We start from the raw sequence: 12,742 nt of genomic DNA, 5'->3' as shown, positions 1-12,742 counted from the left end.
CTCGGGGCGGGGATTCGGAGGATCCCCGCCCCGAGAGCCGGTCAAGACAGTCGCGCCTCGACGGTGTGCGCGGTGGCTTCGATGAGGGTGCGGACCTCAGGCTGTGCGGGCCGCACGCACCCGATCCGATGCACTGCGGCCAGGAAATGAACCACCTCGCCCAGTTCCTGCCGGAGTTGTACCGCGAATTCGCGTAAGGATTTCCCCCCGTGCGTCGGCGTCGCCACCGGCGGATCCCACTTTGATACTCGCCGGTAACTGTTATAGCTCCCAATAGCTCATAAGTAGCTAACTACTTATTTTCAACCATGGGGAGCTTCTGACATCGGCCTTCGCGCATAGCCGATGATTGCGGGCCGCGGACGTATTGACGGATGCGAACCGTCCCGGGCAGAATCGGCCGGGTCGGAACAGGGGGTGGAGGAGTTATGCGCGTTAAAACGGATATATATTTCGACGTCGCTGTCGATCCCGCTCAGGTCTTCGATGCCCTCGCAGCGATCGAAATGCTCCCCGAATGGTCGGCGTATTCGGATGCGCGCGTGGCCACCCGCGGCGAATCCGGTCGGCCACAACGGGTTTACGTGACCGCCGATACTCTGCTCGGCAGGTCCGATCTGCAGGTGCTGGAATACGAGTGGACCGATGACCGGGTGTCGTGGCAGGTCGTGGACAGCTGTGTCGGCCTCGGCGGCGGTGGATGGTTCGAAGTGTCCGAGGACCGTGCGGGAGCGCAGGTCTGGTATCACACCGAGTTGCAGTCCTCCCTGTTGTTGCCGGGTCTCCTCCTCAAACGCAGCGTGCGCCGGGAGAGCGAAACCGTCGCGCGCAACTTCATCCAATTCGCGGAGGGATTCGCCGCCCCTCCGCAATCGCGCGCGGTGTAGCTGTCACGTAGCGAACCGGTCCGGGCTCACCACTGGATGTCCGCGACCGAGGTCAACGGGGCTTCCACTTCCTCCGGTGCCAACTGGAGATCCGCGTCCCGCAGAGCTTGCGGGAAGTGGAAGCCGGCGCGTTGCTCGATCTCGTTCAACGGGACCTGGAAGACGCGGAACTCGTCGAGGTCGAGGACCTCGAGCTGGTCTAGGCTCTGGCTCAACAGGAAGCCACGGGCCTTCAGTTCACCGTGTTCCTCGAACGCGATGACCTTCCAGAACTCGCGGGGAATCTTGACCTGCCGGAATTCGCGGTCGTCCGCGGTGAAGACCGGGCCGCCGAACGCGCTGACCTTGAGATCGTCGACGGTGGCGTCGGCGAAGACGGCATCCTCGAGTCGCCCCCACACCCCGTCGCGCATGCTCTGATTGAAGTCGTCCATCTGCGGGGTGATGTTGGTGTAGAAGAACGAGTCCTTGTTGGCTTTCGCCGCTTCGGGCAGGCTGCCCCACAGCAGATCCGCGCGTCGCGCGAGATGGCCGCGATCGAGCCGGTTGTCGCGGTACAACTCGTTGCCGACCTGCGCGTCCGCGTCGAGTCGCGGATCCTTGACGAAGTCGATCTTCTTGCGCGAGAGCTTCTTGATCGAGGCGCCGTCGATGTTCCAGGCCACCCAGATGGCGAAGCGGCGTGAGCGGCGCATCGCGAGGGAGAAGTGCGTGTAGTGCAGGACGTCGGCACCGTCGAGGGCGGTCGCCACGTCGGGGCGCAGCTGCGCGTCCACCTCGGGCAGCGGTATCGGCGAGGCGAGGAACCGCGGATCGTATCCGGCCACCGCCGCGACTTCCTCCGCGGGCGGCGGGGTCAAGCTGATGCCGAGCTTCTCGAACACCGATTGCGGCAGGCAGGCCAGCGCGTGCTCGTCGGTGTCGGCGCCCGTCTCACCCGCGAAATGTAATCCGGCCAGTACGGTGCTGGTCTGGCCGTCGGCCGATTCGAACAGCCACGCCGACCCGGAGTCGCCGCCGCTGCTGATCTCACCGTCGGACGCGGGATGGGCCGGATCCGGTCCGATCTCGAAGCCGCCGATGCTCTTCGGGCCGACCCCGCGGTAATCGATCCGGGCGATCACGTCGACGCGCCGCACGATGCCGCGGGTGACCGCCGTGGTCCGGCCGCTCTTGATCACCTTGTCGCCCAGCTCGGGTTCACCGAGACGGTCCGGAACGACGTCCAGCCCGGTGATCTCGGCGCTGAACCGCCGGTCCTCGATGGCGGCGACGGCGCAGTCGCCCGCCGTGCCGAGATGAGACCTGACGAGCTTGCCGAGCCGATTGCGGTCGATTCGATTGTCGTCGCGCGGGCCGGGCTGCACGACCACGTCGCCGAGTGCGCCCGCCGCGGTGTGCAGGACGTGCCAATTGCTCAGGACGTACGGCGTCCCGTCGTCTCGGTCGTAGACGACACAACCGATCGTTCCGGCCGTGGTGGTGGGATGGCCGACGCTGATGCCCGGAACGATGGGATCCTGGCGCGTCTTGCGCTGCGGCGCCGCCGCTTCGGTGACCAGCCGGAAGGCGGGCTCGAACTTGCGCTGCAGGACATCGGTGGGCACCTCGAACCCGTCGACGGTGACCGTCTCCGGAATCGTCGACGTGCCGAGTGCTTCGAGCTCCTCCGGCTCGGACACCTTCTCGTTCATCGTGAACTGCACCGCGATCTCGTCCGTCGGTTTTCCGTCGACTTGCTTGTAGCCGACGCCGATCGAGGAGATATTGGGGTCTTCGAGGAAGCTTTCCCCTTTGCTGCGGATGAATGTGCGCAGCGCGGTGAGCAGATCGTCGTTTTCGGCGTGGGACCGGTGGGAAGGTGAGTTCTTTTTCGCAGGCATCGGGGACTCCGGGTTCGAGGTGAGCGGGGTGACGACGTCGTCGTCGCACCGGCTGTTGCCATCGTCGGGTCACGGTGCCCGCAGCACACGAGTAGCGAACTACCCGGAACGCCCGGTCGTAATGCTGGGTAAAAGTTTGTTCGGGTAACCGATACAGCGGAAATCGCTGTCGGCTTTACCGACGTTCGGCCAAAGCTGTCGCCGTGGCGGACGGCCGACAGTCGCAGCGCTTATATCTCGATGTGCGCGCCCATGATGACGGTGCGTTCGCGCGGTAGGCCGAACTGCTCGGCGGCGTCGGCGGTGATGTAGGAGGTGGCGATGAACAGGCGTTTGCGCCACGCGGCCATCGTCGGCTCGGAGCCGGCGCGCAGCTCGATCTTCGACAAGAAGTAGGACGCCTGGTCCAGCTGCAACGGCCCCTCGGTGACGGCGGGGTCGAGCAGCGCCAGCGCGCCGGGCACGTCCTGGGCCTCCATGTAGCCGAAGCGGGCGCGGACGTGGATGATCCCGTCTTCGGTGTAGCCCAGGGAGTCGACGCTGATCCGCTGATCGGCCGGAACGCGGGGTACGGGCTCGGTCTCGATCGACATGATCACGACGTGCGCGTGGCGTACATGATTGTGTTCTGCGTTGGCCCGCATGGCCAGCGGCGCGGTTCGCTTGCCGCGGTTGAGGAAGACGGCCGTGCCGGGGACCTGGCGTATCGACGGGTCGTCGCCCGCGTGCAGGTGATCGATGAATTCGCGCAGCGACCCTTCCCGTCGTTCGCGTTCGGCGCTGACGATCTCGCGTCCGCGCTGCCAGGTGGTCATGACGGTGAACGCGGTCAGCGCGATCAGCAGCGGCAGCCACGCACCGTGCGCGAGCTTGGTCAGGTTCGCCGCGACGAACAGCAGGTCCACCGACACCAAGGGGACGGCGCCCAAGGCGAGCAGCCACAGCGGGATGTTCCATCTGAGGCGGGCGATGTAGAAGAACAGCAGGGTGGTGATGGTGATCGTGCCGGTCACCGTCATGCCGTACGCGTAGGCCAGCGCCGCCGAACTGCGGAAGGCGAACACCAGGGTGAGAACCGAGACCATCAGCAGCCAGTTGATCCACGGGACGTAGATCTGGCCGACGGTGGCCTCGGAGGTGTGCGCGATCCGCAGCCGGGGCAGGTAGCCGAGCCGGGCGGCTTGGGAAGCCACCGAGTACGCGCCGGTGATCACCGCCTGGGAGGCGATCACCGTCGCCGCGGTGGCCAGCAGCACCAGCGGCAGCCGGCCCCATGCGGGCATGAGCAGGAAGAACGGGCTGCTGACGTGGCGGGAATCGCCGAGGATCAACGCGCCCTGGCCGAAATAGCTGAGAATGCACGCCGGGAACACCAGGATCAACCAGGCCCGGGTTATCGAGCGGCGGCCGAAGTGACCCATGTCGGCGAACAGTGCCTCGGCTCCGGTCACCACGAGGACGATCGCGGCCAAGGCGAAGAAGGCGGTGCCGAAATGTCCGAACAGGAAACCCAGCGCGTAGGTCGGTGACAGGGCCCGCAGGATCTGCGGATGAGCGGCGATGCCCGCCACCCCGCACGCGCCTATGGTCAGGAACCACACGATCATCACAGGTCCGAACACCCGGCCCACCGCCGAGGTGCCCCGGCGCTGCACCAGGAACAGCGTCACGATGATCACCGCGGTGATCGGCACGACGAACTCCCGCAGCGACGGCTCCACGACCTCGATTCCCTCGACGGCGGACAGCACCGAGATCGCCGGAGTGATCATGCTGTCGCCGAAGAACAGCGAAGCACCGAAGATGCCCAGCGCCGCCAGCACCGCGGTCTGGCGGCGCCCGTGTTGCGAGCCCCACCGGCGCAGCAGCGTGATCAGCGCCATGATGCCGCCCTCGCCGTCGTTGTCGGCGCGCAGGGCCAGCAGGATGTAGGTGACGGTGACGATGATGGTCACCGACCAGAAGATCAGCGAGACCACGCCGTACACGTTGTCCGTGGTGACGGGCACCGGATGCGGGTCGCGCGGGTTGAACACGGTCTGGATGGTGTAGATCGGGCTGGTCCCGATGTCGCCGAATACCACGCCCAGTGCGGCGATCACCACGCTCAGCCGCGCGGTGTCGTGCGCGGTCGGCCCGGCGGACGCCGGGAATCGTGCCTCGTCGGATGTGGTCGTGAACTGCTGATCGGTCACGGGGATCCTCCTCGCGCGGGTTCCTCGGCCGCTTCCGGCGCTCGACTCAATACGACACGCGCGTCATGCGGATCTCGGAGATCGACATGCCCCGACGGCGGCGGAACAATCCGCGCAGGGTTCCGGCGTTGAGATAGCCCACTTTGGCGGCCACCGCGTCCACCGTGAGCGCTGTGGTGCGCAGCAGGTGCACGGCCCGTTCGAGGCGGATGTCGTGCACGAACTCCGTGGGGGACATGCCGAGTTCGGCGTGCGTGGCCCGTTGCAGGCTGCGTTCGGTGACACCGATGGCGCGGGCGGCGTGGGCGATCCGGAAATTCTCGCCGAGATGTTCGCGGACCCAGCGTTCGAAGGCGGCGGTGACGGAATCGCCCCTGGCGATGACCTCGGGAACGATGAACTCGCGTTGCGGTCGTCCCGCGCCGACCGCGAGATAGCGCATCGCGCGCTCGGCCAGCGCCGGGCTCCTGGAGGCGATCAGCGACAGCGCCAGGTCCATATGCGACAGCGCCGCGCCCGCGGTGGTGACGCCCTGGCCGCGGCACAGCGTCCGGCCCTCGTCCAGTTCGACGCGCGGATAACGGCGCCGGAAGCTGGGGCCGAGCCACCAGCTCGTGGTCGCCGCGGAGCGTCCAGCACGCCCGCCTCCGCCAGGAAGAACGTTCCGGTGCAGGCGGCGGCCAGATGAGCTCCTCGATCCCGTGCGGCGACGAGCCGGTCGAGCACGGGGCGGCTGGCCGGTGCGGAGATGAGTTCGATCAGCGCCGCGGCCTCCAGCACGTTGACCGCGGGCACGATCATCAGCTCGAATTCGTCGCCGAGCTCGTCGAGCGGGATCGTCGGCACGGTGTTGCCGTTGCCCGACCGCACCGTGGTGCCGAACGACGCGCTGCGGATCCGCCACGGCTGCGGCGGGTCGGCCAGTTCGGTGCGCACGGCGTTGGCGGTGTTGAAGGTCTCCAGCAAGGCGGCGTATCCGAAATCGGCTACCCCGTCCACCACGAAGACAACGACGTCCATGTCGGAAACGGTACCGAAGATGTCGTTCACGACACTCCGTTCCGCGGAAGTTCTGTCCTACTGTCATCGCGAGACGGCTCGCCGCCGGCGGAGTCGTTCGAGCCCGCAGTACCTCGACGCTTGGGAGTTCGCGTGACCATGATCGAAACCACCGGGACCCACCACATCCGGTTGACGGTGACCGATATCGCGCGGTCCCGCGCTTTCTACCGAGACGTGCTCGGCTTCCCGATCGCCGCCGAATCCCCTGGCAGCCCGGACGATCCTGCGGTGCGCGCCGACCCGATGCGCCTGTTCGGCGGGGTGGTGTTCCAGGCCAACGGGATGTTGCTCGGCCTGCGCCCGGTGGCCGCCGCGACGGATCGATTCGATTCCGAGCGTGTGGGATTGGACCACCTCAGCTTCGCCGTCCCCGCGCGGGACGATCTGGTGGCCGCGGCCGCGCGCCTGTCCGAGGCGGGCATCGAACACGGGAAGATCACGGAAATGGCCGATTTCGGCATCGCTATCCTGTCGTTCTCCGATCCCGACGGCATACATCTCGAACTCACTGCGCCACTGTGAGTTTGCATGCGCCCAGCGCGGGCATGCCCGTTCCGGAATGAACGCTGTCCCGATGAAGGCTTCGACGACCGGCCGCGGCATCGGTGTGGTCGTGCCGAGGAGGTAGCCGATGCTGGTCCAGCGTGCGCGACCACGAAAGCCGTCCGAGAGTTCGGCGTTGCCGAGCCCCAGCGCTCTGCTGTGCGCGCTGGGCGGTCAGCACGTGCAGGGCCCGGTGAGCCGGTGGGCACGCGAGCTGACCGAACTGCACCGGCAGCGGCGTGAGCAGGCGCGGGACCTGGCCGAGCTGGAGCGGCGCCGTGCCGAGTTGGTCGACCGGATCGACACGTGGGCGACGTTGCAGCTGCCGTCCGCCGCGCCGGGTGTGCGGCTGCACGACGTCAGCCTGGGCGTGATGATCGACCGGATGGCCGCCGTGGCGGAAGAGGCGTTCCATCTGCTGATGAACGACGATCCGGGTGGCGAGCGCATGCACGCGGCATGGACCAGGCTGGCGGAATTGGAGATCTCCTACACCGATCTGGTGCGTGCGGTCGGAGACGGACGTCGTCGTCTTCCGCCGAAACGGGTAGGGCCGTTGCCTGCCCCGGGAACCGAATGATCCGGGCGGGAACGATCGAGCACCGGACCCGAGGAGGCGGAGGCCACCCCGTGGAAAGTGCAGGTCATCCGCATTGTCGACGGTGGTGGGGACGCGGCGCGGGCCGTCGTGACCTGTCGCCGCGGGCGAGGACCCACGTGTTGTACCGTGGCCGATCGAAGCGAGTGGACGAGAGGGCGTAGGCTGAGCGCTCCGACGGACGGCGCGACTTTCTGGGAGCGGTGCATGAGCAAGGGTGAGGGGACTCCTCCCGCTACTACGCGGACCGGCACGATCAGCGTGCGGGTGCCCGCGGTCTCCGAACAGCTGGCGATGCTGCGTGCCTTGGCCGAGACCGTCATGCTCATGGCCGATTTCGGCATCGATGAGGTGACCGATATCCGGCTGGCCCTCGACGAGGTGGCCAGCGCGCTGGTGCTGGACGCCGTGGACGGGGCGGAGCTCGAGTGCGGATTCGGCTTCGAGGACGACGCGGTGGAGGTGCGCGTGTCCACCGTCACGGTGTCGGACACCAGCCCGGACGAGTCCGGCTTCGGCTGGCACATCGTCGCGACGCTGACGGATTCGGTCTCGGCCACCCGAGGCGCACACGACTCCGCCGCGGGCGGCTACCCGACTGTCGTCGACTTCCGTTGGGTCCGCGGCGGCTCGAATAATGCGTAGCGAGTCGAATCCGGCCGGTGCCAAGCGCAAATCCCGGGGAGACAGCTACGACAATATCGAGCCGCTCTTCGCCGAACTGGCCGCGCTGGCCCCGGACGATCCGCGCCGGGAGGCCGTGCGCGCCGAGCTGATCGAGCGCTGCCTGCCGCTGGCCGAACACATCGCCCGCAAGTTCAGCGGGCGCGGCGAGAGCTTCGAGGACCTGCTGCAAATCGCCCGGGTGGGCATGCTCGCCGCCGTCGACCGCTTCGATCCGGGACACGGCGCGACCTTCCTGTCGTTCGCGGTGCCGACGATCATGGGCGAAGTGCGCAGGCATTTCCGCGACTACGCCTGGTCGGTGCGAGTGCCGCGTCGGCTCAAGGAGATCCAGTCCACCATCGGTCCCACGGTGGAGATCCTGTCGCAGCGGCTGGGCCGGATGCCGCGGGCGCGGGAGATCGCCGAGGAACTGGGCGCCGACCTGAACGAGGTGACCCAGGCGCTCATCGCCCGCAACGCCTACCAGACCTCTTCGATCGATGCCGCCTCCGACACCGACGATTCGGAATCCGGCGGCCCCTCGCTGCTGGACTCGCTCGGCGCCGAGGACCCGGATTTCGGCACCGTGGAGAACTACCTGGCGGTGAAGCCGCTGCTGGCCGCGTTGCCGGAGCGCGAGAAGCAGGTGCTGGTGATGCGCTTCTTCGACTCGATGTCCCAGGAGCAGATCGCCCAGCGGATCGGCTGTTCGCAGATGCAGGTCTCGCGGATTCTGTCGAAGACGTTGAAATCGCTGCGCGAGCAGGCTCTGCGGGACTGACGCACGCGCGCGGCGTTCAGTCGCCGGTCAGCTCGTCGTGGTACTCGCGCATCGCCTGGACCACGGCGACCAGGACGCGATGCGCACCGGCCAGGTCCGCCTCGGGCAGTTCGGCCATCGCGGCGCGGGTCTGCCGCCCGAGCGGGGTGAAGAACCCGCGGGCCACATCCATGCCGTGCTCGTCGTAGTGCAGGATGACCCGCCTGCGGTCGGTCGGGTCGGCGGCGCGGCGCAGGTGACCGGAGTCGATCATGCGCTCGACCAGGTAGGTCACCGCCGATGAGGAGATTCCCATCAGCTTGCCGAGCCCGCCCGCGGTGAGCGGCGCGCCCTCGATCTCGGCGGTCGCGACGTGCATCAGCGCGCGAAAGTCGTTGGCGCGCAGTTGGTGTGTACGCGCGAAGACCTGGCCGATCTGCTCGGAGATCGCGGTGAGAGCGCGGATGTCGGCGGCGATGCCGGCTTCCAATCCATCACGGTCCGGCCGGTCCGCGTTCGGCTCAGGGGTCAACGGCGCATCCTTTTCCACACGGGGGTCAGCGTAGTTCAGTCGATGTCTCGATTGCTTAATATTTCAGTTTCTGAGAGAGTTGCGGTGTGAGCGCTTGGGATCGCTATGCGTCGGTGGTGACCGCCCGGACCTCGTGGGTGCTGCTGGTGGTGCTCGCCGCCGCCTCGGTAGGCCTGATCGGTGCGGTGGGTGAGAACGAGTCCGCCGGGCAGGCTCCGACCGCGCTACCGTCCTCGGCGGAATCGGCGCACGTCGAACAGGCGCTGGAGGAGTTCCCGGACGCCGGGACGGCCGCCGCCATCGTCGTCGTCACCCGTGCCGACGACGGCGAGCTGACCGACGACGACCGGAACGCCACCGCCGCGGCGGTTTCCCGCGCGGCGGGACGCCCGCCCGGTCCGGGCGACCTCCTCGCCGCGCCGGACCGGAAGGCGGCGATCGGGCAGGTTCCGGTGAACGCCGACCTGAACGGATTCGCGCTGACCGACCGCATCGACGAAATCCGTTCCGCCGCGCGGGACGGCTTGCCCGACGGGCTCGTTCTCCAGGTCACCGGTGGTCCGGCCTTCGGTGCCGACATCGCCGACTCGTTCTCCGGCGCCAACGTCACGCTGCTGGCGGTGACCGCGGTGGTCGTCGCGGTGCTGCTGATCGCGACGTATCGCTCACCCGTGCTGTGGCTGGTGCCGCTCGCGGTGGTCGGCGCGGCCGACCGGGTGGCCACCGGCGCGGGAACCGCGCTGGCGCGCCTGACCGACCTGACCTTCGACGGGTCGACCTCCGGCGTGACGAGCGTGCTGGTGTTCGGCGCGGGCACCAACTACGCGCTGTTGCTGGTATCGCGCTATCGCGACGAACTGCACCGGGAATCCGACCACCGCGCGGCGCTGCGGCAGGCGGTGCGGCGCGCCGGACCCGCGGTCCTGGCCAGCAACGTGACGGTGGTCGCCGCGCTGCTCGTGCTGCTGCTCGCCTCGGTGCCGAGCACACGCAGTCTCGGTGTGATGGCCGCGCTCGGATTGCTGGTGGCGGTGGTGTTCGTCCTGCTCGCGCTGCCCGCCGCGCTCGCGTTGTGCGGGCGCAAGGTGTTCTGGCCCTTCGTGCCGCAGGCAGACGACCGCGACACGGCGGAGGAGGGCGTCTGGCACGCGATCGCCGCGCGGGTGGTGCGCAGGCCCGCGCTGGTCGCGGGCGGTGCGATCGTGGTGCTCGCGGTCTGCACGACCGGATTGCTGTCGACGCGGGTGGGACTCTCGCAGACCGAGCAGTTCCGGGTCCGCGCGGAGTCGGTGGAGGGCTTCGACGCCCTCGCGCGGCATTTCCCCTCCGGGGCTTCCGATCCCGCGATCGTCCTCGCGCGCAGCGATGCGGCGGCGGGGATCGATGAGGCGTTGCGCCGCACCGATGGCGTGGTGCTGACCTCGCAGACGGGAACCTCGCCGACCGGACTGACCCGGTGGTCGGTGGTGATCGACGCGCCACCGTCTTCCGCGCGCGCCTTCGACACGATCGAGGCGCTGCGCGCGTCGGTCGCGCGGGTGCCCGGAGCCGACGCGATGGTCGGCGGCACCGACGCCCAGGCGCTGGACGTGCAGACCGCCGCGAGCCGGGACCGCAAGGTGGTCATCCCGCTCATCCTCGTCGTCGTGCTCGTGGTGCTGCTCGCGCTGCTGCGCGCGGTGCCCGCCGCGCTGCTGCTGGTCGCCGTCACCGTGCTGAGCGCGCTGGCCGCGCTGGGGCTGGGCAGCTGGATGAGCGAGCACGTCTTCGGATTCCCGGCGCTGGATATCAGCGTGCCGCTGTTCGCGTTCCTGTTCCTGGTCGCCCTCGGCGTCGACTACACGATCTTCCTGGTGTCCAGGGCGCGCGAGGAGACGCCGCGGTACGGCACCACGCGCGGCATGGTGCGGGCGGTGGCGGTCACCGGCGCGGTGATCACCAGTGCGGGCATCGTGCTGGCCGCGGTGTTCTGCGTGCTCGGCGTGCTCCCGCTGATCACCCTGACCCAGGTCGGCATCGTGGTGGGCCTGGGCATCCTGCTCGACACCTTCGTCGTGCGCACGGTGGTGATCCCGGCGCTGTTCAGCCTGATCGGACGCAAGCTCTGGTGGCCGAGCGAGCTGCGACTCGTCGAGGGGGAGGCCGCCGCCGAATCGGCGCAGGGCGGGGAAGTCACAGAGAAAAGCGGATGACCGCTCGTGCGGCCATCCGCTCGGGAAGGCGTATCTCTGTCATCGCTCCGACCATGCGCGGCGCCGGGGACCACCTCCCGCGGCGCCGTTCGACGGTGGTCAGTGCTTGAAGGCGTCCTTGACCTTCTCGCCTGCGTCCTTCAGGTCCGACTTGACCTTGTCGGTGCGGCCTTCGTCGCGCTTCCCCCGGTCGCCCGTCGCCTCGCCGACCTTCTCTTTGGCCTGACCAGCGACTTTATCGGCCTTGTTCTTCGCCTTGTCGACTGTGCTCATGTCACAACCTCCTTGTGAAGAGACCGGCCGACCATCTTCAGCCGGTCTTCTTCGCGATAGCCCGTTATCGAGAAGCCAAACGTCCGGCCTTTCCGCGCAAAGCGGAAGACCCGGTCGAAACCGGGTCTTCACGAAATTCGGGCGTATCGAAACGACGAGGCCACGCGGCGTTCTCCGGCCGCGGAGCACGTCGGAAAGCGAATTACTAGGCGGGCACCGTGGGCGGCGTGAGGAGCCCCTGGAGCACACCGACACCCGCGCCGACAGCCGCGCCGACGGCGATGGCCGGGGACGCGACGAACCCGTAACCGATGGCGGCGCCGAACGCCATGACGGCTACCGTCCCGGTCGGGAACATCGGCAGGCCCGCGATGGCGCCGCAGACGGCGCCGATGACCGCGCCGATCGAGGCGACCGGCGAGGCCACCATGCTGCCCACCGAGGCGCCGATGGCGGTGGAACCGAGGATGTCGGCGGCGATGGCGTCGGAGCGCGACGGCTCGAAGCCAGCCGAGTCCAATGTCTGCGCGATGCCGGCTTCCGGGCCCGCGATCGCGTCGTTGAACATCTTGCCCTGCTCGGGAGTCAGGAAGTCCGGCCTGCCGATCACCACCGAACCGACGCGCAGGGTGCCGGGAGGCGCCTCGATCGGCGCGACCGAGGGTGCCGGGGCGGCGGGGTTGGGCAGGTGCAGCCGCTGCGGGACTATCGGGGCGAGCACGTTCGGATCCGGCATCGGCCGGTTGACGCTCAGGTCGTTGCGGCCCGCCGAAACCGGGGGCGCGGGCGGAACGGCTTCGGGGGGAAGAGCTCCCGGGTCCGCGGGATCGGCCACCGGGGTGATGACGCCGACGGCGGGCGCCGGAGCGAACGGGAGCTGGACGGAGATCTCCGGCAGCAGCGGATCGGCGGTGGCGGTCGCCGCGCCGACCACGGACAACGGGATGGCGCCCGCGACGACCAGCGTGGCGGCGCGGCGTAAGAAGGGGTGTGCTGGAGTTTCGGGTACTGCTATGCCCATGGACTTACCCACCTCATTCTGAAGAGGACATATACCTACCTTTCTAGTTCGATTCAGAAAGCCTTACGGATGCGCGAAATTTGGATTTCTTTTCCGATAGCGGGGAACCGCTCCACGTGCCAATCGAATC

The 12,742-nt window shown here is 68.2% G+C and carries 13 protein-coding genes; 6 read left to right on the top strand and 7 right to left on the bottom strand.

The genetic code is table 11. The annotated features are described in order from the left end of the window. Nucleotides 1-428 precede the first annotated feature (428 nt). Entirely contained in the window at nt 429-887 is a 459-nt protein-coding gene (locus NG1_RS09510) for an SRPBCC family protein (protein WP_062969683.1), read from the top strand. A 26-nt stretch (nt 888-913) separates the two neighbouring features. Here NG1_RS09510 and NG1_RS09505 read toward each other — a convergent pair whose 3' ends face one another. The 4 genes from NG1_RS09505 to NG1_RS38180 form a co-directional block, all read right to left on the bottom strand. Then, the gene (locus tag NG1_RS09505) at nt 914-2,770 is read right to left on the bottom strand and encodes a DNA/RNA non-specific endonuclease (protein WP_062969682.1); all 1,857 of its coding nucleotides are present in this window, start codon (nt 2,768-2,770) and stop codon (nt 914-916) included. 230 nt (nt 2,771-3,000) lie between these two features. Next, complete coding sequence (locus NG1_RS09500; protein WP_439956406.1) at nt 3,001-4,875, bottom strand: potassium transporter Kup; 1,875 nt, start codon at nt 4,873-4,875, stop codon at nt 3,001-3,003. Between the two features lie 136 nt (nt 4,876-5,011). Further along, the gene (locus tag NG1_RS38185) at nt 5,012-5,464 is read right to left on the bottom strand and encodes a helix-turn-helix domain-containing protein (protein ID WP_245659849.1); all 453 of its coding nucleotides are present in this window, start codon (nt 5,462-5,464) and stop codon (nt 5,012-5,014) included. After that, on the bottom strand, nt 5,443-5,985 hold the full coding sequence (locus tag NG1_RS38180; protein WP_245659848.1) for a type 1 glutamine amidotransferase family protein: 543 nt from the start codon (nt 5,983-5,985) through the stop codon (nt 5,443-5,445). The genes NG1_RS38185 and NG1_RS38180 overlap by 22 nt, the downstream gene beginning before the upstream one ends. A gap of 138 nt (nt 5,986-6,123) precedes the next feature. Between NG1_RS38180 and NG1_RS09490 the strand changes: the two genes are divergently transcribed. The 4 genes from NG1_RS09490 to NG1_RS09475 all read left to right on the top strand — a co-directional run bounded on the left by NG1_RS09490 (nt 6,124) and on the right by NG1_RS09475 (nt 8,615). Beyond that, nucleotides 6,124-6,549 (top strand): VOC family protein, encoded by a 426-nt coding sequence (locus NG1_RS09490; RefSeq protein WP_062969790.1) that lies wholly within the window; start codon nt 6,124-6,126, stop codon nt 6,547-6,549. Nucleotides 6,550-6,658: 109 nt separating this feature from the next. Then, on the top strand, nt 6,659-7,150 hold the full coding sequence (locus NG1_RS09485) for a DUF4254 domain-containing protein (protein ID WP_062969680.1): 492 nt from the start codon (nt 6,659-6,661) through the stop codon (nt 7,148-7,150). A 225-nt stretch (nt 7,151-7,375) separates the two neighbouring features. Next, nucleotides 7,376-7,813, top strand: a complete 438-nt coding sequence (locus tag NG1_RS09480; RefSeq protein ID WP_062969679.1) for an ATP-binding protein — start codon at nt 7,376-7,378, stop codon at nt 7,811-7,813. Further along, nucleotides 7,806-8,615: an RNA polymerase sigma factor SigF gene (locus NG1_RS09475; RefSeq protein WP_062969678.1), complete on the top strand. Its 810-nt coding sequence runs from the start codon at nt 7,806-7,808 to the stop codon at nt 8,613-8,615. The genes NG1_RS09480 and NG1_RS09475 overlap by 8 nt, the downstream gene beginning before the upstream one ends. 16 nt (nt 8,616-8,631) lie before the next feature. On the opposite strand, the gene NG1_RS09470 is transcribed toward NG1_RS09475, so the two are convergent. Beyond that, complete coding sequence (locus tag NG1_RS09470) at nt 8,632-9,126, bottom strand: MarR family winged helix-turn-helix transcriptional regulator (RefSeq protein ID WP_062969789.1); 495 nt, start codon at nt 9,124-9,126, stop codon at nt 8,632-8,634. Nucleotides 9,127-9,212: 86 nt separating this feature from the next. On the opposite strand from NG1_RS09470, the gene NG1_RS09465 reads away from it, so the two are divergent. Next, nucleotides 9,213-11,318: an MMPL family transporter gene (locus NG1_RS09465; RefSeq protein ID WP_063910303.1), complete on the top strand. Its 2,106-nt coding sequence runs from the start codon at nt 9,213-9,215 to the stop codon at nt 11,316-11,318. 99 nt (nt 11,319-11,417) lie between these two features. Here NG1_RS09465 and NG1_RS09460 read toward each other — a convergent pair whose 3' ends face one another. Both NG1_RS09460 and NG1_RS09455 read right to left on the bottom strand, forming a co-directional pair. Next, entirely contained in the window at nt 11,418-11,591 is a 174-nt protein-coding gene (locus tag NG1_RS09460; RefSeq protein WP_040865702.1) for a CsbD family protein, read from the bottom strand. A gap of 205 nt (nt 11,592-11,796) precedes the next feature. After that, on the bottom strand, nt 11,797-12,612 hold the full coding sequence (locus NG1_RS09455; protein WP_157113940.1) for a hypothetical protein: 816 nt from the start codon (nt 12,610-12,612) through the stop codon (nt 11,797-11,799). Between the last annotated feature and the right edge of the window lie 130 nt (nt 12,613-12,742).

Source organism: Nocardia gamkensis NBRC 108242, assembly GCF_001612985.1.
Classification (GTDB): domain Bacteria; phylum Actinomycetota; class Actinomycetes; order Mycobacteriales; family Mycobacteriaceae; genus Nocardia; species Nocardia gamkensis.
The sequence above is the reverse complement of the archived record's forward strand: the minus strand, read 5'-3'. Positions and strand labels throughout refer to the sequence as shown.

Excerpts from the sequence above, each read along its gene's own strand:
- NG1_RS09480 (WP_062969679.1), top strand. The coding sequence starts at position 7,376 with ATGAGCAAGGGTGAGGGGACTCCTCCCGCTACTACGCGGACCGGCACG.
- NG1_RS09490 (WP_062969790.1), top strand. The coding sequence starts at position 6,124 with ATGATCGAAACCACCGGGACCCACCACATCCGGTTGACGGTGACCGAT.
- NG1_RS09475 (WP_062969678.1), top strand. The coding sequence starts at position 7,806 with ATGCGTAGCGAGTCGAATCCGGCCGGTGCCAAGCGCAAATCCCGGGGA.
- NG1_RS38180 (WP_245659848.1), bottom strand. The coding sequence starts at position 5,985 with ATGGACGTCGTTGTCTTCGTGGTGGACGGGGTAGCCGATTTCGGATAC.
- NG1_RS09455 (WP_157113940.1), bottom strand. The coding sequence starts at position 12,612 with ATGGGCATAGCAGTACCCGAAACTCCAGCACACCCCTTCTTACGCCGC.
- NG1_RS09510 (WP_062969683.1), top strand. The coding sequence starts at position 429 with ATGCGCGTTAAAACGGATATATATTTCGACGTCGCTGTCGATCCCGCT.
- NG1_RS09485 (WP_062969680.1), top strand. The coding sequence starts at position 6,659 with ATGCTGGTCCAGCGTGCGCGACCACGAAAGCCGTCCGAGAGTTCGGCG.
- NG1_RS38185 (WP_245659849.1), bottom strand. The coding sequence starts at position 5,464 with ATGGACCTGGCGCTGTCGCTGATCGCCTCCAGGAGCCCGGCGCTGGCC.
- NG1_RS09505 (WP_062969682.1), bottom strand. The coding sequence starts at position 2,770 with ATGCCTGCGAAAAAGAACTCACCTTCCCACCGGTCCCACGCCGAAAAC.
- NG1_RS09460 (WP_040865702.1), bottom strand. The coding sequence starts at position 11,591 with ATGAGCACAGTCGACAAGGCGAAGAACAAGGCCGATAAAGTCGCTGGT.